The sequence below is a fragment of the Natronorubrum bangense genome (assembly GCF_004799645.1).
Lineage (GTDB): Archaea > Halobacteriota > Halobacteria > Halobacteriales > Natrialbaceae > Natronorubrum > Natronorubrum bangense.
In genome coordinates this window covers 1,799,336-1,821,283 of the sequence record NZ_CP031305.1, presented here as the reverse complement: position 1 = coordinate 1,821,283, position 21,948 = coordinate 1,799,336, and the positions used below count along the sequence as shown (strand labels likewise).

The following is a 21,948-nucleotide window of genomic DNA, read 5'->3' as shown; positions in this document are numbered from 1 at the left end:
TTAATAATTGTCGATCGTGTCGGCGATGCCGGAATATTTTGCAGCAATCTGTGACGATTCTGCGCTGGCAGTCGGGCAAACGACGTCACTGAGCGGTCCCAGAGGTCTCGCTCGGACGAATGCTGGCAACGTGTCCGCACAACCGAACCCCTATGAACTCTGCGGGCAATACCTCGGAGTATGACAAAGCGGTACGTCTCGCTCCCCGACGAGGCGGAGGCGGGGATGCGTGAGTTCATCGACGAGGTCGACCAGCGACTGGCAAGCGACGAGAGCACCTGTTCGATCGTTGAGGACGTCCTGATCGACCTCTCCGGCGACCGCGAGGCCTACGAACGCTGGCAGGATGGGGAGTCGACTACCCCAGCCGAGCGTGTCCGCTTGCAGAGTTACGATCCTTGTAACACCACCCTCGAAAGCGAGTACTACGCCGAAAAAGACGAAGCGCAGTTCCGTCGCTCGAAACACCTTCAGTGGCTCTGGCGACAGTTCGACAGTCTACCAATCGCTGACAACGTCGAGTTCGCCCTGCGATTTCGCCGAATGCTCGCCGACCATCTCTTCGAGGAGTGTGGTGACGACTGCCGATTTTTCAAGGGCGTGACGTTCACCTACGGACACAACATCACCATCGGCGACAACAGCGTCGTCCACGACGACGTTCACCTGGACGATCGCGGGAAACTCACCATCGGCGATCGAGTCTCGGTTTCAGACGGTGTACATATTTACAGTCACGATCACGATGTCGTCGACCAGACCGAGGTCCGAAACTACCACACGATCGTCGAGGACGACGTTCGGCTCACCTACGACGCGATGGTCCGTGCCGGCTGTAAAGTCGGCGAAAACGCCATCATCGGCGCACGCGGAATCGTCCAACACGACGTGCCTGCCCATCATATCGCCATCGGCGCACCGGTCAAAAGCGTCAAGATCAAACCCGGCTGGGAGGACGTCGCAACACCCCTCGACGACGCCGGCGTCAACCGACAGGAGCAGCGACGCATCGAGTACGAACTCCCCGACGACCTCGAGGTCTTCGACGAGTTCGGTCGCGACTTCTAGAGAGACCATACGTTCAGTTTTGCGCTATTTTCTTGGAACCACGACGCAGGGAATACCCAAGTGGCTTGAGAACCTACACCATACTGATGGAGCTCTGGGGCTGGCTCATTGGATACGTCGTCCTGTTTGCCCTTCTCCACCTGCTACTGTACTACGTCTATGTCCAGGGCGGGGACGGTGACAGCACGGGCTCTCCGTCGTTTGCCGATCCCAATCGTGCAAATCCGCGCACTTCGGCCGGTCGCGACCACTATCCGGGGACATCCGGCGACGTCGACGACCCCGACGACCTCGAGGACGAGGACGACCACGAACTCGAGTTCGATGGAGAAACGATTCGGTGTCCACACTGTGGCGTCCGGAACGAGGCCGATCAGACGTTTACGTACTGTTGGAACTGTATTTCCTCACTCCGTCAGTAAACTACCCAACCCTACTTCGCTCGGGGTCTAAGGACCCGCTCGCTCGTTGAGGGTGGGGCTTTCGCGTGGACTCCCGTTCTATGCCTCAACAGAGGCAGGGGGTACGTAATCCCCACTCACGTTCAGCGTCCCGCGATTCAAGCGCACGTCTACGGGTGCGCCTCCATCGCCTGCGTTTTGCCGACGACGGAGATACTGCAAGCCGATATTCTTCGCGGCGTTGTAGTCCGCGTGGTTCTCGTACCCACACTGCTGGCACTCGAACGACTCCTGGTGGCGATTCTCGTCGTGGGTAAACCCACACGTCGAGCACCGCTTCGACGTGTTGCGCGGGTCGACCTGCACGACCTCCAGGCCGTGTTCGTCTGCTTTGTACTCGACGTACCCGTACAGCCGTCGGAACGCCCATTGATGTTGCCACGTCGCATCGGGAATGTTCTCCCTGATGTGGGTTAGGTCCTCGAACACGAGGTGCGAACACTCGTTCTCGACCGCCTCTCGAATGAGCTCGTTCGCGACTGTGTGGAGAGATATCGTGAAGCGCCCTTCGGCCTTCCGACCAATCCGTTCGATGTTCTCGTGTGCTTCTCGTGAAAACAGGATCCGACGGGCTCACGCGGAAAGTCCATCCGCGATCGTCTCGAGGTGATCGACACCGATGACAGCGACGACGGCACCGTCAGTTGTCGCTCGAAGCGCCTCGAGGCGGTCGACCATGCAGTGTTCGCGGGTTTCGTCCCGATACGTGAGCGCGCTGTCGGCCGTCTGGACGCTGCCGAGCAGCGCCTGAACGCTGGCGACGTGTGAACGTTCGTGGGCGGCCTGTTCCGCCGGAGGATCAGTGTGTTCACAGCCGTACTCGATCGGGTCGTCGCAGGCAACGGTCATCGACGTCGCATGAGTCAGCGTCGCCGCGATCCGGCAAGTCAGCGCCTCCCGTGTCGCTCCACCGAGACTCGAAATAACGCGTCGAGCCGTCGTCGTCGAGACACGGTCAGCGATCAGCCGCGTCACAAGCCGTCGCAGAAACGACCAGTTCGGAGCGTCGATGCCGACGGTGGTGGCGTCGGGTGCGGCACTGATCGCCGCGCTCATTTCGCCGCCGAACCGTGGCGGCGTCTCGTCCGTGCCCTCGCGAGCGTAGGCACGGTACAGCGGGAGAGCTGCCGTGGGGAGTTCGAGCGCGAGCGTGTCTGGGTCGACTGACTCGAGGACGCGTTCGACGCGAGCGACGCTTGCAGGATGGTCGTGAACGACGCCGAGAAGATAGTAGTCGCCTGCCGCCCCGGTCACCCGTTGACAGAACTGCGGGGTGATCCGCGGGTCGTCGAACGACGCGGCAAAAGACGGGGACTCGTCCATTGATCGAGTGGTAATACGAGACTACCAGCATAACCCTTCTGTTGTGCTCGGCTCGAGACGGGCTGATGGCATGGACCCACAGCGTAAGGACTGTCTACTCGATGGAAATTAGCTACCCAGGGCGTAACAGTATCGCGGCTGATGGAAACGATTTCCGCGCTTTATTGCTCGAGCAGACCTGCCGCCAGTACTTGCTCCGCTCATCGATGATAGTGTGTTGGCAGCTGATCCGCCGAGACGAAAGCGAGATCCGTCACAACTGATGACCAAGGACGCGCTCACCAAAGCCGACGAAGGGAAACTGGTCCTGAACACCGACGGCACCAGAGTCGGCCGTATCGTCGACGTTCGCGACGGCCACGGATACGTCGAACCCAATCCGAGTCTGACAGAGACGATTAAGGCAAAACTCGGCTGGGCGACGCGAAGCGAATCGGCATATCCGCTCGACGAAGGCAGTATCGAGAAAATCACCGACGATGCGGTCTATCTTCGGGGCACACTTTGAAAAGCAGGCGGGCCGTTCGATCGCTGCGGTTTCCACATCGCTCGAAAAACCGCTCGGTGATTCGGTTTCGTCGGACGGTGCCTACTGTGAGTCAGCCGTCCCCACCACGCGAACGGGACGCTCGGCCGATGCGTCGTCAGTTTCGATCCGGACTGGGAACGACTGTGTCCGTTCGACGACTGCCGTCTCGAACGTCAGCGTGACCGTCTCGGTCGCACTACCACCGACCGTCACCGAACGGGTCTCGACCACCTCAGGATCGTGGCCGACAGCGAACTCGAGCGACCGTGTCGTTTCTTCACTGCCAGTGTTCTCGAGTTCGGCAGTCACGGCGAGCGTCTCACCGGCGTCGACCGGGTCGTTCGTCTCACGGATTGCGACGGTAACGCCTCGTCTACTGGTTTCACCGTGGTCACCACCGGAGACGAGCACACTGCGTTCTGCGGTGTCGTCCGCTCCCTCGACGCGGACCGGGAACTCGTCGTCCTGCTCGACGGGATACGTCTCGTACTCGAGGGTGACACGTTCCGTCTCGTTCCAGTCGACGGAGACGGTCTCCGTGTCGACAACGACGGGATCCTCGCCGACAATGAACTCGAGTTGCTGTGTTGGGTCGCCAGCCATCATCACATCACCCGTGTTCTCGACCTCGGCGACGACCTCGAGCGTCTCACCAGCGTCGACCGGATCGTTCGTCTCGATGATATCGATCGTTAACGGTGGTCTGACCGCTGGCCCGTCGTCGTATTCGGGCTCGCTCATGAGCCCACGTTCGGAGACAGCCCTGGCACCGGTTGGATAGCCGGCGCTGATCCACCCCGCACTCGTCGTGAGTGTCGTGCTATCTTCCCGTCCCACAAGGCTGGACACGTCGGGAACCGTCATGTTCTGCCCTTCGATCCAGATAATGTGCTCGAGACTCCCGTCTGTGGCAGTTGCACTCGCCGTGATTTCGATTGTCTCGTCAACCCCGACACGCTCATCTGCACCGGGTTCAGTGTCGAGGTCGATGGTTGGTGGACTCACACCGCCTGATTCGACGACCACCGTCCACTCGACCGCACTCGTCCCAGTTCCACCCTGATACGTACACGTGACGTCGTACGTGCCGGTCGACTCGAACGTCCGAAACGTCGCCGGCCGACCAGTCGCGTACACATAGTCGCCCGGGAGAGGAGCACTATCCACATCACCACCACCATCCCACTCAACGTCGTTCGGTTCGACATCGGTCGGCGGCTCAGCCTCGAACAGCACCGTCGATCCCGGTTCGATCGTGATCTCCTCGCTGGCCGGATAGCGTCGCTCGAGGCCAGTCACGCCGGTCACACTGCCAGCACCGACGAGGGAGAGACCGATCCCTGTCGCAACCCCCTCGAGGATCGTCCGCCGATTTGGCACGCCCTCTCGCATAGTCGTCGCTACTGACACTCGAGCACAAAAGGTCCTCCAACGTTGCAGTCACAATCACGTCTTTCGGACAGCGTATTGGCGAGCAGTGACTGACGATCCGCCTGATTCGCTCGTCTGCTCGCAACCGGAACGATGCTCGTCGAGCAGTGCTGGCGGGATGGAACAGACTCGAGAAAGCGTGTCACGCGGTGTGGACGATTCACACGAGCGATATGACACGCGCGAAGAGGAGATATGATCCCGTTTACAAGCGGTCTGGGAGAATGCTCCAGGGGCGTTCAGAAATCGGAGATTTCCGTGACTGAGCAGAGCGAAGCTCCGCGATGTCCGCGAGACCTCTGGTCTCGCTTGATCACGAGAGTCTTCGATTCTCGAGGGAGTTGACCTCGAGGCGATTCACACGCCGGTACTGTATCGTAAGATACCGGCGAAGCCGCCGAATGCGTTGTAGAGCTGTTCGCCTTTCTCGAAGTCCGTCGAGATGAACTTGGTCTCAGTACCGCGCTGTTCGGCGATCTCGATGAGGTGGTCGATCGCGTCCTCGCGGTCGTCGTCCGTGACGTCGACCTCGGCCCCACAGTCGCTGCAGGTGTGTGACGGCGTCGACTTGCGGCGGTCGAGCACCTCGTAGTCCGTGTTGCCACACTCCGCACAGTCGTAGACGATGACGTCCTTACGGAGGTCCTCACTGATCAGGAGACGGTCGACCGCACCCATTACGAGGTTTCGTCGGGTTTGCTCGAACCCGTAGGTTGCAAGATCGCCCGCGTTGAGTTGCTTGAAGAACTCTTCCATCTCATTTTTGTCCTTCATCACCTCGGCGTCGGCCAACGCCTCCTCGGCGTTGTCGACCAGGTCTTTCAGACCGGACTCGTCGGTGTAGGCGACGTCGAACTTCCCGATGACGCTGTCTTGAATCTCGTGGTGGAGATAGTCGCCGTCGAGGAACTCGTCTTTCGTGGGCGAGGGGCCACCGACGAGGATCCCGTCGAGTTCGTGGCGTTTGGCGACGAACAGATCGTTTGCCATTCCCGCGACCTCCTGATAGAAGTTGTCGATGGCCTCGAGGCGCAGGCGGGCGAAACGCTGGGCGGACTGGCCACCTTTGCGTTGTTTGCCAGGGACAAGCGACGAAGCGGACTTGACCGGCTCGATGCGTTTGCCTTTCAGCCAGCCGACGTTGGCCTCACGGCGGTCGAGGACGATCAAGCCGTAGAGGCCCTGGTCCGCCAGCATGTGCTCGAGCGGCTCGGTGAGGAAATCCGAGTCACAGTGATAGCGGAAGGATTCGACGGGCTGCGGTGGGCTCTCCAAGACCTTCGTGACCATGTCGGTCCGGCCGCCGCCGGAGTCGACGGCCCCCGAAAACAGCACCATCCCTTTCTCCGGTGGGTAGACATCGTAGTACCGGAGTCGGTCTTTGATGCTCGTCAGTGCGTCCTGGACGGCCGTTCTGGTCTGCTTTGATTTGATGTTGGCCGCTTCGCTGTGTTCCTGGGTAACGTGAGTGACCACGTCACTGATCTGTCTGTCCTCGGGAACGTAGATCGACACGAGCTGTGTCCCAGAGCCATCGAAATCTTTGAGATCCTCGATGACCTTCCGGAACTCGTATTTTTTCCGGTCGGACTGCTCCTGATCGCCCTCCTGGCTCATTGGTCGTACAGAACGGTGCTGTGGGTAAGAATCCTTTGACACACCTGTCGACCTGTCAACGGCTGTCGGTAAACAGCCACCGCAACGGTCCGTATCAGGGCTGAGACCGACGTGTCGGCCACATTCCATGGGCCGGGAGTTGAGGTGACGATTTAAGGTGCTCCCGTTCTACTGTCCGGACAGTACATCAGTATGTCTCACGAGACGGTCTATGCTATCGCGAGCGGGAAGGGGGGCGTCGGAAAAACGACGACGACGGTCAATCTCGGCACGGCGCTAGCACAGGCTGGTGAACGCGTCGCTATCGTTGACACTGATCTCGGGATGGCGAACCTCGCCGGGTTCGTCAGCCTGACTCCAGATTCGATGACGCTACACGACGTGTTGTCCGGAGCGGCATCGATCGATGATGCCATCTACAGTGTTACTGAGAATATTGTCGCCGTTCCAAGCGGCACCAGCCTCGATGAGTACGCCGACACCTCACCGGAAGGGCTCCGCGAGGTCGTTTCCGAGCTTCGAGATCGGTTCGACTACGTCTTTCTCGACGTCGGTGCCGGCGTCAATCACGAAACTGTTCTCCCGCTGGGGCTGGCCGATTCGGTCATCCTCGTCTCGACACCTGAACCAGCAGCCGTCCACGACTCGAAAAAAACCCTCGAGTTGACCGAACGGGCCGGCGGCACGGTCGCCGGACTCGTCGTCACTCGCACGTTGCCCGACAGCGACATCTCCCACGAAGAGATTGCCACACGCCTCGAGACGGACCTGTTGGGAACGATTCCAGAAGACGCCGCGGCTCGAGAGAGCGTCTACGCTGGCACGCCGCTGATCGTCTACGAACCCAATGGCCCTGCCGCCACCGCCTACCGACAACTCGCTGCGGACCTGGCTGGCATCGACATCCCCGACTCGAGTGGAGCGGACGAGGAGGTGACCGAACTCGGTGACGAGTCTGAGTCCGAAAGCAGTTCAGCAGCAGACAGTGACGGCGACCGCGGCGAGCGGGAAGCAGCACACGACGACGTCTCGAGTGCAATCACCGAAGCCGAATCAGATTCCTGATCCAGTGGCACGTGTTATCGGCCAGTAGGCAGTCCCTAAACCGTCGATTTCCTGGCGTACACTGTTGGGTTCAATTACATTCGTCGATTTGAGAATATCTGTGTGGGCAGAGAGTCATGCACAGCATACTGGGTTTCAGCTCGAACAGAAAGTGCCCGCTTCAGTCTCTATCGACCTCGATAATGCCATTTGTCACCGTGATATTAATCGGTACCAGACAGAAACGGACAGAAGACAGTAACGAACTGATTACTAATCATCTCTGTCATCTACGGGTCGAGCATGGAGCGACGAAAAGTACTCCTTGGCAGTGGCGCCGCACTCATGACCGCACTGGCTGGCTGTTCCAGCGATGAAACAAGCGACGATGACGAACCGAGCGACGATGGGTCCGGATCGTCCACCGACGGAGACAACGGCGATAACGGTGACGACGATACCGATGACATCTCCGGATTCGACAGCGACGGATTCGAGATTAGCAGCGACGAGGTGTCGGTTACGCAGGTCGAACACGAAGACGACGTCGTCACAATCATCGCCGAAAGCGAGATCACCGATTACGAGAAACTTCACGCCGAACTCGAGATGCTCGCTGACGATCTTGACGGGGCAGTCGACGACATGGAGACGTTCGCAGACAGTTTCGAGACTATCGAGTTGACTGTCGACCACGACGAGAAGCATGTGGTCACGTACACCATCGACGTCCAATGGCTCGTTGAGTACCGCGAGGACGAGATTTCGGCAGAACAGTTCCACGGAAAAGTTGAGAGATCGGCGACATAACGTCGACGGCGCAGACGGAACCGTTGGTTTATTTATAACAACAAGTAACAGCGTGATATAATTCGCAATCGAACTGGACAGCGGAGCGTGCGCAGCGCTCTCGCGTCGCTTACATCGACCGCGGCGGTTCCACGCCGAGGATCGAGAGTGCGTTCGCGACCGTATGTTTCGACGCGGCCACGAGCGCGAGGCGTGCCTCACGAACGTCAGGGTCGACGTCGTCGGCAAGCACCGGGCACTCCCGATAGAACGCGTTGAATCGGTCAGCAAACTCGCGAGTGAACGTCGCAACCTGGTGTGGTTCGAGATCGTCGGCCGCCTCGTCGACGACCGCCGGGAATCGGGCGATCGTCTCGAGCAGATCCCGTTCGGCGTCGGTTTCGAGCAGGTCGGCCTCGAGCGCCTCGAGTTCCACGTCCTGCTGCGCGAGGTCGGTGTCAGGATCGAGGTCGGCTTCCTCGAGGATGCCACAACAGCGCGCGTGGACGTACTGGACGTATGGCGCGGATTGGGCCTCGAAGTCGAGCGCTTGTTCCCACTCGAAGGTGATCGCTTTCGTCGGCTGCTTGGAGACGATGTCGTAGCGGACCGCACCGATCCCGACCTGGTGGGCGATGCGTTCGATGTCGTCCGCATCGAGGTCGTCGTCTCGGATACGGTCGTCCAGTCGATCCTCGACCTCCTCGCGGGCGCGGTCGATCGCCTCATCTAACAGGTCGTCCAGATCGACGCCGGTGCCCCGACGGGTGGACATCTTCCCTTCGGGCAGATTGACATAGGAGTAGAGCACCTGCTGGAGCCCATCGGTGTCGTTGTCGAGTAACTCGAGCGTGCTCCGGACCTGTTTGGCCTGCAGCTTGTGATCCTCACCGAGGACCGTCACCGCGCGGTCGTAGTTATCGAACTTCCACTCGTGATGAGCCAGGTCGCGGGTCGCGTACAGCGAGGTGCCGTCCGAGCGCAGGAAGACGAGGTTTTTGTCGATGCCGTGGTCGTCGAGTTCGAGCTGCCAGGCGTCTTCCTCGTAAACGGCCTCGTCGAGTGCTTTGAGTCGGGCAACGAGGTCGTCGGTGTCGCCGTTGCGCATGAATCGGGTCTCCTTCACGAACTCGTCGAACTCCGCGGGCAGCCGGCCGAGACAGGCTTTCATGCCCGAGAGCACCTGGTCGACGACCTCGCTGACGCGCTCGTAGGCCTCCTCGTCGCCGGCCTCGAGTCCCTGCATGATCGACTCGATCTCGGCTTCGGCCGCCTCGACCTCGCTCTCGGAGGCGTTCTCGAGGTAGGCGTTGCCTTTGCGGTAGTAGCGGACGAGGTCGTACTCGATGCGGTCGCGTTCGGGCTCGTCTTCGAGATCAGCCTCGTCGAAGGTCTCGTAGGCCCAGGTGAAGACGGCCATCTGTCGGCCGGCGTCGTTGACGTAGTAGTGTCGATCGACATCGTAGCCGGCCATATCGAGCAGGTTCGACACCGCATCACCGATGATGGGGTTTCGCGCGCGGCCGACGTGGACCGGGCCGGTTGGGTTCGCGCTCGTGTGTTCGACGACGACGGACTCCTCGCGGTCGTCGAGCGCGCCGTAACGCTCGTCGGTTGCCGTCTCGAGCGTCTCTGCGAAGTAGACATCACTCGGCAGGAAGTTGAGATACGGACCCTGCGTCTGCACCTCGGAGACGTACGTCAGGTCGTCGGCGTCGATCTCGTCGGCAAGTTGGCTCGCGACCTGTGGCGGTGGGGCTCCGGCTTCGCCAGCGAGTCGGAAGGCGACGCTCGAGGCAAGCACGCTCGGCACGTCTTCCGGCGGTTCTTCGATTCCGAGGTCGTCCGTCGGGAAGTCGAGTGCTACGAGTGCCTCCTCGAGGGCGGTCTCGACCTCCGCGCGTAGGGAGAGGAACATACCCGCTCGTATTCAGGGGGCAACTAAAGGAATGTCGGGTTTCGCCGCTCGTCGGTCGTCGAGTCGGTCGTCAGTCGAAATACGTGGCCGCAGCCCGGAACCACGCCTCGTGAATCGGCCGGAACGTCTCGCCGGAGGCGGCAAACGTCGTCGGCGACCAGAACCGGGCCGTGTTCGCGTCGCTGCCGGCCGTTGGCTTGCCGATCGCGTCGGCCCAGTCGGCGACGTAGTGGATCGTCGTCACGTGCTTGCCATTCCGGGGCGGCATCGTCGTCGCATCGAGAATTTCGAGCGTGTCGGCGGCGAGCGCGACGCCGGTTTCTTCCTCGAGTTCACGGACGGCGGCGGCCGCAGGCTCCTCACCGACCTCCATGTGACCGCCGGGGAGCGTCCACTCGCCGATACCTGGCGGAACGGCCCGTTCAACACAGAGCACTGCGGGCTCCGAACGCGACCGATCGACGACAGCGACGCTGGCACAGGGGACCGGGTTATGCCAGACCACGTCCTCACAGACCGGACAGTGGCTGCGCTCGCGACCGTCGAACGTGATTGTCTCGAGTGACTCGCCGCAGTGAGGACAGTAGTCGGCTGGACGGCTGACCATCTACCGCATCGTCAGTACTCGGTCCTCATAGGGTTTTCAATCCGCTTCCAGTCAGAGGAACGACGACATCGTCATCGTCGGCGATGGTTCCGGCCTCGCGGTAGGCCTCGAGTGCTGCGGGGGCAACCGCACAGGTAGGCTCGACGTAGAACCCGCCGCGGTGGAGTCTGTCGAGCGCGCTCTCGATCGGATCAGAACCAAGTGCGATGGCGTCACCGTCGGTCTCGGCGATTGCCTCGAGGATCTCGGCTTTGCGGGCCGGTTCGGTGATCTGAATGCCGTCGGCAATATCGGCGGCGGCATCGTCGTCGGCGACCGTTCGGCCGCCGAGTTCAGCGACAATAGGAGCGTGTCCCGCCGACTGGGAACCGAGCAGTCGTGGCATTCCGTCGACGATGCCGGCTTCGTTGAGCAGCGAAAAGCCACGGTAAGCACCGAGAAAGAGCGTGCCGTGACCGATCGGGAGGACGACGGCGTCGGGAACGGTCCACTCGCGCTGGGCGGCGACCTCGAACGCAAACGTCATCGTCCCCGCATAAAAGGCCGGGTTCCAGGCGTGGCTGGCGTACCAGCCCGCACCCGTCTGGCGGGGGGCTGCGCCGCTCTCGGCGTCTGTGATCTGAGAGGCCTCGCCCTCGACGGCCTCGAGACAGGCAGCCGTGACGTCCTGACGATCACCCTCGACCCGGACCGGCCGGGCGTCGGCTCGCTGGATGGCCATCAGCTTCGACTGTGTGACGTCCGCAGGGACGTAGATATCCGCCTCGAGGCCCGCACGAGCGGCGTACGTCGCGATCGATGCCCCAGCGTTGCCCGAGGAGTCTTCGATGACTTTCTCGACGCCGAGTTCGAGAGCTCGAGAGAGCGTCGTCGTCGCGCCGCGGTCTTTGAACGACCCCGTCGGAAAGACGTACTCGAGTTTGAACTGGACGTCCCACTCGGGAGCGTCGACGAGCGGCGTAAACCCCTCGTGGAACGTGACGCGTTTCTCGATCGGAAGGAATTCGAAGAACGTCCAGAGCCCCTCGCTGGTGTCGAGCCGATGGAGGGGGAGTGGCTCGCCCTGTGGACGTGGCCGATCCGCGAACTCGAGGGCGTGGCCACACGCACAGCGCCAGGGTTCGTCAGGTCCAGGGTCGTAGAGACGGTCACAGGCCGGACAGTGGAGGGCAGACGGCATGTTAGTACTCGTCGATGTCGGTTGCCACAGAGCAGACGTACTCACCGGTCGCGACCTGTGGCAGCCGGCGGGTTCGCCAGAGAATTCCGTTGCTGTCTGCTGTGACCTCGGCTTTCGGCTCGCCAAAGGGCGTCGTGAGTTCGAACAGCGTCTCACCGGCGCGGACGCGGTCGCCCAGCTCTTTCTGGAACGTTACGAGTCCGCCGTTTGGTGCACCGAACTGTTCGAACCCGTGGGCGCGGGTCTGGGTCTCGAGTGTGACCTCGCCGTCGAGAAAGCCGTAGTAGGAAAGGACGTTGAACACGCCCTCGACACCTTTCCGAATGCTCGATTCGTCCCAGCCAACACAGCCGCCGAGTTCGGGGTCGACAGTCGGAATACCCTCGTTTGGTGCCGCACGGGCAAGCTGGCCATCAGGCCCTTTCTGGTCCAGAATGTAGCCACAGCCAAACGCCTTCGCCAGCTCGAGACACTTGTCGTGGATTCGGTGGCGTGTTCCACAGCGAACCCGAACCTCATCGATCATGCGGCTGGTCGACCCCTGATGGAGATCGAGGATCAGATCCGCCCGGGTCGCGGCCTCGAACGTCGCAGCCGCGATCCGCTCGCTCGAGGTTCCGTTTTCGTTGCCGGGGTAAGCCCGGTTCATTTTCGTATCGTCGATCGGATTGCGATGTTCGGCGACCTGAAAGGCGTGGTAGTTGACGATCCCAACGACCAGAATTGTGCCAGCGATCTCGGCTGGGTCGAGTTGGGGGACAACACGCTTGATAACACCGACACCGTTGAGTTCGTCACCATCGCTCGCCGCCTGCATGTAGAGCGTTTTTCCCGACCGCTCGCCGTTGATCACGGCAACGGGCAGACCGAACGAGCTTCCGTCCCGGGTTTCGCCAACCTCGAGACGGCCCGTATCGATCTCTCCGGGCCTTGCGCTCGCCGTTCCGAGCGTCGTCGTCATGTCCCTGACGACGGACCCGTTCATCTTTATTGGTTCGGTGTTCGCCAGCCAGCGGCAAGGTCGAATGGTCGACCAGCCGGCCAGCGGACGGACTCCCATCGAAGGGGAACGCCGTCCGGATGATGATCGGGGGCAAACACCGAGGAACTTGCCCTGTTCGACCTGTAGCCGTCGCCGTCAGGCCCACGTCGCTCGCGATCACCGCCGTCTTCGTCGGCCTGCTCTTTGCCCGGGCCTGGAAATCGTTCGAGCTGGGGCGAACTCGTCTTCTCCGGGAGTCCGACCCTCGCGTTTACGATCGAAACCGTGCTCGGACTCGTCGGAACCATCTACTCCCTGGCTTTCGGCGTGTCGTTCGCCGATCGCCTGATTCCTCTGTGCCGTCGATAGCGACGGCTCTTCGGAGTAATCTTGGTTCGATGGGATCGCAATTACCTGTTACTTACTCGAATGCGAGACAGCCATTGTCACAGGCTGCCCATACCCGGCTGAACGTTCACAAGCCTGATGCACGGTGGAGAGGTGTGTTAGCTATGAGCACTGAAGAACCGACCTACACACGGCGGACGTTCGGGATGCTTGCCATGGTGGGTGCTGTCGGCGTCAGCGGCTGTCTCGGAGAGGACGACCCGGACGAGGACGATCCGGAAGACGGCAACGACGACGTCGAAAACGGCGCGGAAGACGACGAGGAGGTTACGGTTGCGGACCAACCCGACGACGCGGCCGCGATGTTCGTGACACCAGAAGACGGCGACACCGTCGAATCGCCGGTCGAGATCGAAGCCGAGGTCGAGGGCGTCGAGCTCGCGCCGGCCGGCGAGGCCGTCGAGGGCGAGGGGCACCTGCACGTGCTGGTCGACCAGGACTGTTTCGAGGAGGGCGAGACCTTCCCCGGTCCGAGCGACGAGGCCGAGGAAGACGGCTTCTACCACTGGGGCGACGGCCAGTCCGAGGGGGAGATCGACCTCGAGCCGGGCGAGTACGACCTGTGTCTCCAGCTGGCCGACGGGCCCCATCGCGCGTTCGGCGAGACCGACGAGATTTCGATCACCGTCGAGGAGTGAGCCGAACACCGATCAGAGGAACAGCCGGAAGTAGTACGGACTGATGAAGCCCTCGATCACCGCCGCGATCGCCAGCAGGATGCCGACGCCGATGAGCACCCAGAACGATCGCTCGAGGGCATCGGCCAACTCCGCTCGAGTCGCTCGCCCTCGCATCGTCCGCCAGCCGACGAGCCCGAGGTGGACACCGAGCGCCGTGGCGATGAAAATCGCCGGAATCTCGAAGATCCCGTGCGGAATAACGAACGCGAGCAGTTCCATCGGAGCGACCTCGGTTCGTGCGTAGATACCCATGACAAGCCCGTTAAACAGCAGCGAGACGATCGCGGGGAGCACGAGCACGACTCCGGAGATGGCTGTCGTGAGCGCGACCAGCCAGTTGTTGCCGAAGAACTCGAGGGCTGCGGCTGGGGCGATGTGGCCCTCGAGACGGGCTGAAATCGACGTTTCGACGGGGCCAACGAGTGGCTCGGAAAGCTCCCAGCCAACCCAGAAGCTGGCGACGGCAAGGGCAACGACGAGTGCGTGCGTGCCGAGTGTTCCCCGAACGAACACCGTCATCTCAGTCCAGCCACGACGAACGCCATCACTGAACTGGCCGCGAAGCGATCGCTCGGGCATGGCCGGTGGGGAGAGTCGGCCTCGAGCGCCGCTGTAGAGGGCCGTTTTCAACAGATCGAGGGCGGGAAAGACGAACACGACGGTCACCAGCGAGGGGAAGGCGGTGACGTCAACGAGCGTGAGCACGCCCGAGACGACCGAGAACGCAAGAAGCGTCCCGACGGCGACGAGATAGTAAAAGCCAGCATGGACCGGGCGAGCACGGACGAAGGAGACGGTGTTCGACAGCGATCCGACGACGGTCGCGTCGTCGACGACGACCGACACCGGCGCGAACGCGAACAGCGCCCGAACGGCGGCGAGTACGGCAACGAGGACGAGTCCCGCAAGCAGTGCCACGAGGCCGGCGACGAGCATCGAGCCGGTGGCGACCGCGACGAGCGCGGCGACGAGTGCAACGCCGATTCCGACCGTCAGGAACACGACAAGCCATAGCAGGATCTCGAGGACGTACAGGCCGAGAAATCGCAGCCAGTAGCGCCGAGCACCCGCAAGCCCAGCAGTCAGTCCACGCTCGTCACGCAGCCGAGCGGCACAGGCCGTCAGCTGGCCGGCGGTGACAGCTGCATAGAGGACCACACCCACGAGCAGCGTCGCGACAATCGTCACGGCAACGAGGAGGATAAGCCCCGGCGTGAGCAGTTGTTCGACAACGGGTTCGAACTCGGTTAGCCACTCCTCGAACGCCTCCGGGTCGGCGTCTGGATCTGGTGGATCGGTCTCGAGTCCAGTCACCGCCTCCCGGGCCGCTGCGAGACGGCCAGTGACCTCGAGGTAGAGAAAGCCGATCGTGAGGGCGAGAAACGGGATCACGCGGGCGACCGCGGGAACCGCAGCACCGAGGAGATACCACGGCAGGATGTCAGCCGGTCGGCGGCGGAGCACGGCGACGACGGCAGTGATGGAATCGGAGAGGGCCATACCGAGGCTTCGGTCGGAAACCAGTTAAATCAGTTGAACGTTCGATCGTCGAACGTCTCGTCCGTCTCGTCATCACCGCGCCCACCGGACAGCCGCGGCGTGAACCCGCCGGTGAGAATGACGGCGACGACGACCAGCGCCGCCGAGAGGACGACGAAGTCTGCGCTGGGATCGTAGCCAGCAAGGCCGGCCCCGGTCGAGACCACGAAGATGGCAATCGTGAAGACAATAGTTGCGAGGAGTCCGATCACGAGGATACCGATGACGCTGGCGAGGAGCCCACGCAGGATGGATCGAATCGATGACATCGTTATACTCGCGTTTTGGATGCGAGGACGTAGGTATTGTGACATCGGCCCCGCTCGAGGAGTGATTTGAAGCGAATCTCGAGGGGAAGAGAGCGTTCAGCCGAGCAGGTCTCGGAGCTGTGGGACGCATTTGACGGCCGAGTGGCCGGATGTCGCTCGAGCGTAACGTCTCCGAGCTGACGTTCCAAGCGGTGTCATCGTCGGTCACCGCTACAGCTGGGGGCTCTAGATCGGAGTTGGGTTCCTCGGGAAATCGGATCGCGAACTCGAGGACAGTGCCGGAAAAATGGGTCGACAGGAGAGGCGGCGAACCGCTAACGGTGTCCTCGATGAGGACGGGATCCTATTAGTCGTCGTCTTCGCGAACGTCGACGACCAACACCGGAATCCGTGTCGTTCTGAGCGTGCGTTCGGCGACACTGCCGAGAATGGCTCGGCGGACGCCGCCACGTCCGGCCGACCCCATCACGATGAGGTCGACGTCGTTGTCCTCGGCGTACTCGCTGATCACTGCGTGGGGACGGCCGGCTTCGATCGACTGCACGACCTCGAGGTCGTCTCCGGCCCGCTCGGTGACGACATCGGTCGCCTCGGTAGCACGCGCTTTCAGTTCGGACATCTCACCGAACTTCCCTTCTTTGATGCGCTGGACTTGTTCGGTGCCGAGACCGATATCGATCGCATCAGTGTCGACGACATACAGCGCGTGGAGCGTTGCGTCGTACTGTTCGGCGAGATCGATCGCGTGATCGATCGCGTTCTCGGCGACATCGCTTCCGTCGGTCGGGATGAGTATGGTATCGTACATCGTTAGTCGTCTTGTGGGGTGCCGCCGTCGGTGGCGACGTCTTCTGCCGAATCCATCTTCTCCATCGGCTTGGGGCTGTGACACTGTCGGACGAGGCGCTTGACGTCCTCCGGCGGGTCCTCGGTGAACATCGAGACGACGATGATCGTGAGCATGACCGCTGGGACACCGACGAGCGACGAGGACGTCGCAGGGACGACCGTCGCGAACGCCGGGACGATCGCGTCACCGGAGATCGCGCTGACATACTGCGGGAGGATCTCGTTGACGATCGAGCCGAAGCCGAAGAACAGCCCGACGAACATGCCGGCGATCGCACCCTCACGCGTGGCGTCTTCCCACCAGAGACCGAGGAAGAACACCGGGAAGAGGACGGTGCCGGCGAGCGCGAAGGACATCCCGACGACTTCGGCGATGAGCGCTGGCGGGTTGAGCGCCAGATACGTGACGACTGCACCGAGTCCGAGGATCGTCAGTCGACCGACGATCATCTGTTCGCGCTGGCTTGCGTCTTCTTTGTAGAGGTTCGTGTAGATGTCGTGAGCGGCGGCCGAGGACGCGGAGATGAACAGTCCCGCAGTCGTCGCCAATCCGGCCGCGACTGCGCCCGCGGCGACGATGCCGACGAGCCACTCCGGAAGTTCGGCGAGATGGACCGTGAGCACGACGAGCGTGTCGGCCTCCGTGCCGGTCATGTCGGTGTATTCGCCGACGTTCTCTTGGTAGAGCAGGGTCCCGTAGGCGGCGTAGGCGGTCGTGCCAAGGAACAGCAGGAGCGTGAAGACCAGTCCCCAGACGGTTCCCCAGCGGGCGTTGCGCTCGTTGTCAGCGGTGTAGAAACGCACGAGGACGTGTGGGAGGCCACACGTACCGGCAATCAGGCTGACACAGAGGGCGATCCAGTGGTAGTAGCCTGCGTCTTGGAACGGCTCAGTGAACTGTCGGTCGATCTCCGTCGCGACCTCCGTCGCTTGTGACCCGTACTCAATAAACGGCAGGACCGTCGACCATCCCTGCGTCCAGCCGGTCGCGTACAGACCGAGCAGGAACGCGCTGATAAGGATGATGTACTGAAAGGTCATGTTCTTGGTCGCACCCAGCATGCCCGAGAGCGCGACGTAGCCGATCGTGATCGTCATCAGCAAGACGACGCCGACCTCATACGGGACGCCGAAGATGTACTGGGCCATCAGCCCGAGGCCGTTCCCCTGAGCGATGATGTAGACGAACGCGATCAACAGCGTCGTCGTTGCCGCGATCGCCCGCCCGAGATCGGAGTAGTAGCGGTCACCGACAAAGTCGGGCGCGGTGTACTTCCCGAACCGGCGGAACTGCGCGGCCAGGAAGATCAGCAGGATGAAATACCCCGTCGTCCAGCCGACGACGTACGCCAGCCCGAAGTAGCCGAGGAAGGCAACGGTCGAAGCAACACCGAGATAGGCGGCGACGCTCATCCAGTTTGCGGCGATCGCCATCCCGTTCTCGATGCTCCCGATCGATCGACCAGCGACCCACATGTCGTCAACCGATGCGACACGGAAGAACCAACCGACGCCCAGGAACAGCGCGAGCATCGCCGCAAGCGTCAACGCCGGAATGAGTTTGAACCCGCCGTCGAAGAGGCCGGTCACGGACTCGAGCAGAACTGGCTCGATCACGCCTGTTCACCACCGTCGGCGGCGACAGTCTTGCCGGCTTCGGCCTCGGCTTCAGCCTCGGTCTCGTGGTCGATGCCGTACTGTGCATCGAGGCGGTCACGCTGCCAGGCGTACGCTGCACACAGGACGAGCGCGCCAATCGGCGAGCCGATCGCAGTCAGGAAGTAGTGCAACTGGAAGCCAAGCACTTGGGTACTCGTCATGAAATCCGTCGCGACCCACGTCGCGGTCACGGGTCCGAACGTAAACAGCATCCAGACGGCAAACAGCCCCCAGATCACTTTCAGGTGATCTTTCATAAACGGCGTTGCGGGCTTGAACATGTGGATCTTCTCGTCGAGATAGTCGACAGTGTCGTGGCCACCATCGGTCTCGAGGCGGCGCTCTTCCGTCTCAGTCGCAGCTGACTTATCAGCGGTCATCGGCTGCACTCACCCGAAATCTCGCGTGTCATGCCAGCCGATTGTGAGCCGAACGGCCCACCCGGAGACCATAACAATTGTATACGATATTTCACTTCGTGAGATTTGTTGCCACGAATGTCACTCATGCAGGTCAGTATAGAATTATCATGATAGTTAAGTCCGTATATGTCTGCAACACTTGCCACCAAAGCGCAGGAGGGGACAAGGGTATTGATAGCTTCCCACACAAAAATATACATGATTGATTATTTTGATAATCAGTAGCACAGGCCAGCAATATCTGTCCGATCACTCAGTTCAATCGGTCTATCATAAGCAGTATGATGTTTCCACTCATGTGAGAGTGGATCTATGATAGGGCAACACATATGTGCCAAACTGTAGGATCGATAACAGGCATCCAATCGCACAGTCGTCGTTCGGTCAGATGGACATTGCCGCTCAGTGACGTCACTACCCGTCTTCGTTGCACCAGTCGCCGGTGGAGCGCTCAGTAGCCGTGGGGAGACTTACGGCGATGTAAACCGAATAGATTGTATGGTCACCACGCTCTCTGCGGACCGACTCGCAGCGCTCCAGGACGAAGAGGCTCAGTTTACGCTCGTTGACACACGCCCCGAGGAGAGTTACGAGTCGTGGCACATTTCAGGCGCGGTCCACTTCCCGTTCGACCCCGAGGACGAACTCGACGGGCGACTCGAGGAGTTCGAAGCCCTGGTCGGCGACACCGACCGAGTGATCACCATCTGTGCGAAAGGGATCACCTCGGGGAATCTGGCGACACAACTCGAGTCAGCCACCGACGCGTACGACGTTCAGACAGTCGGCGATGGAATGACAGGCTGGAGCGGCGTCTACGACCACGTCGAGCTCGCAGGCGACGGGCTCAGTATCATCCAGATACAGCGTCGCGCAAAGGGGTGTCTTGGCTACGTCGTCGGCTGCGAGACGACCGGCGACGCCGTCGCGGTCGACCCGACCGCAGACGTCGAGGAGTACGAAGTCGCTGCCGAAGAGAACGGACTCACACTCACAGGCGTCATCGATACACACGTTCACGCCGATCACATCTCTGGCGGTCCCGAACTCGCAGCTCGACTCGGCGTGCCCTACTATCTCAGTGAACGGGCCGAGGAACGCGATGTCGAACTCGAGTTTACACCCCTCGAGCGAAACGAAGTCCTTGCAGTCGGCGAACGTGAACTCAAGGCACTGGCCACACCGGGCCACACGAGCGAGATACTCACCATCTTGGTCGATGACGAGGCGCTGTTGACCGCCGATACGCTCCATGTCAACTCGACCGGCCGGACAGAACTCGAGTTCAGCGAGGATGAGGGGAAGCGAGGGGCGCAGCTGCTCTACGAGACCCTCCACCGGACGGTGCTTGCCGAACCCGAAGGTATCACCGTCCTCCCGGGACACGTCACGGTCACCGCCGACGGCGAGTTCGAACATGGCGCGCCCGGTGAGGCGATTACAACGACGATCCGAGAGGCACGCACCGAGATCGATCTGCTCAGCCTCGAGCAGTCCGCGTTCGTCGACCGGATGGCCGACGCTGGCGAGAAACCAGCGAACTACGAGGAGATTATCGACCTGAACCGTGGCGCAACCGAACTGCCACCCGAAGAGCGGACGGAACTCGAGTTGGGGCCGAACAACTGTTCGGCCTGAGCCGAGTGCGAACACCGACGCGGGTTACCGCGAATACGTCTCGAGGCGAACGATTCGGCCGCCCTCGAGGGCGAAGAAATCCGCGAAGCCAAACAGTTCTGTGCCACCATCGACCACCCGACCACGGACCGCGACGCCGGTTTCGTCGGCGATCACCGTCTCGAGGTCGTGGTTGGTGTCCGGGTTCGGCCGCCCGTCGCGCATGAACTGCACGAACGCGTCACGCCCCTCGAACGTCCGGTCGGGACGACGTTGCGTGAACTGGGGGGCGAGCAACTCCTCGAGGACGTCGTACTCGTGGTCGTCGAGTGCGGCGTAGTATCGTCGAGCAATGGCGGCCCCATCGCCAGGGTCTGCAGCCGTATTCGGCTCCGTGTCCATATCGGTATCTTCGTCGCCACCGACAAAAGCATCCGACTCTCGTGGACCACTCGCGTAGTCAGCCCCATTGCAGCCGTTTCGGACCCCTTTTCTCCCGCCTGCACGTATGCCTGCTCGTGGAGTGTCACGTCTACTACGAAGGCGACGACGATCCGAAGAAATGCACCGCGCGTCGCCTCGAGAAGTTCGATAAAGCAACCCTCTATCGACGAATGGAGCAAGTCCCCTACGGCGTCGTGCTCAACCCACACGCCGAGCAAGCGCTCTCGCCGGCCGACGCCGAGGATGGTCTCGGGACACTCGTCGCCCTCGACTGTTCGTGGGAGTCCGCCGAAGCGGCCTCGTTCCGGATGAACGGCGTCCACCGGGCGCTTCCGTTTCTCGTCGCCGCCAACCCCGTCAACTACGGCCGTCCGTTCCAGCTGACTACCGTCGAGGCGCTCGCCGCCGCCTGCTGTATCTTCGACGAGTACGAGGCGGCCGAGGACCTCCTCGAGCCGTTCCGCTGGGGCGAGACCTTCCTGACGCTCAACGAAGAGCCGCTGCGACGCTACAGCGAGTGTGTGGACTCGAGTGAGATCGTCGCGGTCCAGGACGACTACTTGGCTGCCGAAGACGAACAGAAGCGGGCTGACGACGCTGGCGAAACGCAGTGAGCACGGCAGCAGTGACCACTGCCTGTAGTTTCGTCTGCGTTACCGGTCGGTCCCAAGACCACAGCGATTATATGCACCACGGGCTAACGGAGCGACATGGCCAGTTTCGAAGAAGCCGAGAAACGGACGCTCGAGAAAATGATCTGCATGCGCTGTAACGCTCGTAACTCCAAGGACGCAAACCGCTGTCGGAAATGCGGCTACAAGAAGCTTCGCCCAAAGGCGAAGGAAGCACGAGCCACGTAACCAACTGTCTGCGTCCGTTTTCTCGACTTTCTACAGCAAAACAGCCGGATAGCGAGTGTGCCGTTCGGCCGGCGGTTCGTCCGCGAGGCGAGCGTCGAGCGCTCGCGGAGAGGCGGACGTGCTGAGCGGCTCGCTGACATCGAGAGCACAGCCGCCCAGACGGTCCGCGGTCTCGAGTTCCCGGTACACCCCACGAAGCGGTCTACGGTCCTGAACTCCCGGTACACCCCGGGCAGGTCGCGGATACACCGA

At 61.6% G+C, this 21,948-nt stretch carries 22 protein-coding genes and 1 pseudogene; 9 read left to right on the top strand and 14 right to left on the bottom strand.

Annotated features, from left to right (window positions below):
* Positions 1–180 precede the first annotated feature (180 nt).
* Positions 181–1,068: an acyltransferase gene (locus DV706_RS09110; RefSeq protein WP_006064933.1), complete on the top strand. Its 888-nt coding sequence runs from the start codon at positions 181–183 to the stop codon at positions 1,066–1,068.
* 86 nt (positions 1,069–1,154) lie between these two features.
* Positions 1,155–1,490 carry a DUF7577 domain-containing protein gene (locus DV706_RS09105; RefSeq protein ID WP_006064934.1) on the top strand — a complete coding sequence of 112 codons (336 nt, stop codon included), beginning with the start codon at positions 1,155–1,157 and terminating at the stop codon, positions 1,488–1,490.
* 78 nt (positions 1,491–1,568) lie between these two features.
* On the opposite strand, the pseudogene DV706_RS09100 reads toward DV706_RS09105, so the two are convergent.
* Both DV706_RS09100 and DV706_RS09095 read right to left on the bottom strand, forming a co-directional pair.
* Positions 1,569–2,084 (bottom strand): annotated as a pseudogene (locus DV706_RS09100) (RNA-guided endonuclease InsQ/TnpB family protein); the annotation flags it as partial.
* Positions 2,085–2,102: 18 nt separating this feature from the next.
* The gene (locus DV706_RS09095) at positions 2,103–2,852 is read right to left on the bottom strand and encodes a hypothetical protein (RefSeq protein WP_006064936.1); all 750 of its coding nucleotides are present in this window, start codon (positions 2,850–2,852) and stop codon (positions 2,103–2,105) included.
* 262 nt (positions 2,853–3,114) lie between these two features.
* Between DV706_RS09095 and DV706_RS09090 the strand changes: the two genes are divergently transcribed.
* Positions 3,115–3,360 carry a hypothetical protein gene (locus tag DV706_RS09090; protein ID WP_006064938.1) on the top strand — a complete coding sequence of 82 codons (246 nt, stop codon included), beginning with the start codon at positions 3,115–3,117 and terminating at the stop codon, positions 3,358–3,360.
* 81 nt (positions 3,361–3,441) lie between these two features.
* Here DV706_RS09090 and DV706_RS09085 read toward each other — a convergent pair whose 3' ends face one another.
* Entirely contained in the window at positions 3,442–4,773 is a 1,332-nt protein-coding gene (locus DV706_RS09085) for a hypothetical protein (RefSeq protein WP_006064939.1), read from the bottom strand.
* A 396-nt stretch (positions 4,774–5,169) separates the two neighbouring features.
* Positions 5,170–6,429, bottom strand: a complete 1,260-nt coding sequence (gene prf1, locus DV706_RS09080; protein WP_006064940.1) for a peptide chain release factor aRF-1 — start codon at positions 6,427–6,429, stop codon at positions 5,170–5,172.
* A gap of 192 nt (positions 6,430–6,621) precedes the next feature.
* Between prf1 and minD the strand changes: the two genes are divergently transcribed.
* Both minD and DV706_RS09070 read left to right on the top strand, forming a co-directional pair.
* Positions 6,622–7,494, top strand: coding sequence for a cell division ATPase MinD (gene minD / locus DV706_RS09075; RefSeq protein ID WP_006064941.1), 873 nt, complete (start codon positions 6,622–6,624; stop codon positions 7,492–7,494).
* A 282-nt stretch (positions 7,495–7,776) separates the two neighbouring features.
* Positions 7,777–8,283, top strand: a complete 507-nt coding sequence (locus tag DV706_RS09070; RefSeq protein ID WP_006064942.1) for a hypothetical protein — start codon at positions 7,777–7,779, stop codon at positions 8,281–8,283.
* Between the two features lie 109 nt (positions 8,284–8,392).
* Here DV706_RS09070 and argS read toward each other — a convergent pair whose 3' ends face one another.
* The 4 genes from argS to DV706_RS09050 all read right to left on the bottom strand — a co-directional run bounded on the left by argS (position 8,393) and on the right by DV706_RS09050 (position 12,928).
* Positions 8,393–10,180: an arginine--tRNA ligase gene (argS, locus tag DV706_RS09065; protein ID WP_006064943.1), complete on the bottom strand. Its 1,788-nt coding sequence runs from the start codon at positions 10,178–10,180 to the stop codon at positions 8,393–8,395.
* Between the two features lie 70 nt (positions 10,181–10,250).
* Positions 10,251–10,787 (bottom strand): NUDIX domain-containing protein, encoded by a 537-nt coding sequence (locus DV706_RS09060; RefSeq protein ID WP_006064944.1) that lies wholly within the window; start codon positions 10,785–10,787, stop codon positions 10,251–10,253.
* Between the two features lie 25 nt (positions 10,788–10,812).
* A complete protein-coding gene (locus DV706_RS09055) occupies positions 10,813–11,967 on the bottom strand; it encodes a threonine synthase (RefSeq protein WP_006064945.1) in 1,155 nt (384 codons plus the stop codon).
* Between the two features lies 1 nt (position 11,968).
* Positions 11,969–12,928 (bottom strand): succinylglutamate desuccinylase/aspartoacylase family protein, encoded by a 960-nt coding sequence (locus DV706_RS09050; protein WP_049889663.1) that lies wholly within the window; start codon positions 12,926–12,928, stop codon positions 11,969–11,971.
* 533 nt (positions 12,929–13,461) lie between these two features.
* On the opposite strand from DV706_RS09050, the gene DV706_RS09045 reads away from it, so the two are divergent.
* The gene (locus DV706_RS09045; protein ID WP_006064948.1) at positions 13,462–13,995 is read left to right on the top strand and encodes a DUF4399 domain-containing protein; all 534 of its coding nucleotides are present in this window, start codon (positions 13,462–13,464) and stop codon (positions 13,993–13,995) included.
* 12 nt (positions 13,996–14,007) lie between these two features.
* Here the strand turns inward: DV706_RS09045 and DV706_RS09040 are convergent, their stop codons facing one another.
* The 5 genes from DV706_RS09040 to DV706_RS09020 all read right to left on the bottom strand — a co-directional run bounded on the left by DV706_RS09040 (position 14,008) and on the right by DV706_RS09020 (position 18,733).
* Complete coding sequence (locus DV706_RS09040; RefSeq protein WP_006064949.1) at positions 14,008–15,537, bottom strand: stage II sporulation protein M; 1,530 nt, start codon at positions 15,535–15,537, stop codon at positions 14,008–14,010.
* Positions 15,538–15,566: 29 nt separating this feature from the next.
* Positions 15,567–15,845, bottom strand: coding sequence for a hypothetical protein (locus tag DV706_RS09035; protein ID WP_006064950.1), 279 nt, complete (start codon positions 15,843–15,845; stop codon positions 15,567–15,569).
* A gap of 346 nt (positions 15,846–16,191) precedes the next feature.
* A complete protein-coding gene (locus DV706_RS09030; protein WP_006064951.1) occupies positions 16,192–16,653 on the bottom strand; it encodes a universal stress protein in 462 nt (153 codons plus the stop codon).
* Positions 16,654–16,655: 2 nt separating this feature from the next.
* Entirely contained in the window at positions 16,656–18,311 is a 1,656-nt protein-coding gene (locus DV706_RS09025) for a sodium:solute symporter family transporter (RefSeq protein ID WP_006064952.1), read from the bottom strand.
* On the bottom strand, positions 18,308–18,733 hold the full coding sequence (locus DV706_RS09020; protein WP_006064953.1) for a DUF4212 domain-containing protein: 426 nt from the start codon (positions 18,731–18,733) through the stop codon (positions 18,308–18,310). Before DV706_RS09020 ends, DV706_RS09025 begins: the two co-directional genes overlap by 4 nt.
* A 540-nt stretch (positions 18,734–19,273) precedes the next feature.
* Between DV706_RS09020 and DV706_RS09015 the strand changes: the two genes are divergently transcribed.
* Positions 19,274–20,413: an MBL fold metallo-hydrolase gene (locus DV706_RS09015; RefSeq protein WP_006064954.1), complete on the top strand. Its 1,140-nt coding sequence runs from the start codon at positions 19,274–19,276 to the stop codon at positions 20,411–20,413.
* A gap of 24 nt (positions 20,414–20,437) precedes the next feature.
* Here the strand turns inward: DV706_RS09015 and DV706_RS09010 are convergent, their stop codons facing one another.
* Positions 20,438–20,794, bottom strand: a complete 357-nt coding sequence (locus tag DV706_RS09010) for a nuclear transport factor 2 family protein (RefSeq protein ID WP_006064955.1) — start codon at positions 20,792–20,794, stop codon at positions 20,438–20,440.
* Between the two features lie 116 nt (positions 20,795–20,910).
* Here DV706_RS09010 and DV706_RS09005 point away from each other — a divergent pair, with 116 nt between their 5' ends.
* Positions 20,911–21,450 carry a DUF367 family protein gene (locus DV706_RS09005; RefSeq protein ID WP_006064956.1) on the top strand — a complete coding sequence of 180 codons (540 nt, stop codon included), beginning with the start codon at positions 20,911–20,913 and terminating at the stop codon, positions 21,448–21,450.
* A gap of 96 nt (positions 21,451–21,546) precedes the next feature.
* Complete coding sequence (locus DV706_RS09000) at positions 21,547–21,696, top strand: 50S ribosomal protein L40e (protein ID WP_006064957.1); 150 nt, start codon at positions 21,547–21,549, stop codon at positions 21,694–21,696.
* The last annotated feature ends 252 nt before the right edge of the window (positions 21,697–21,948 follow it).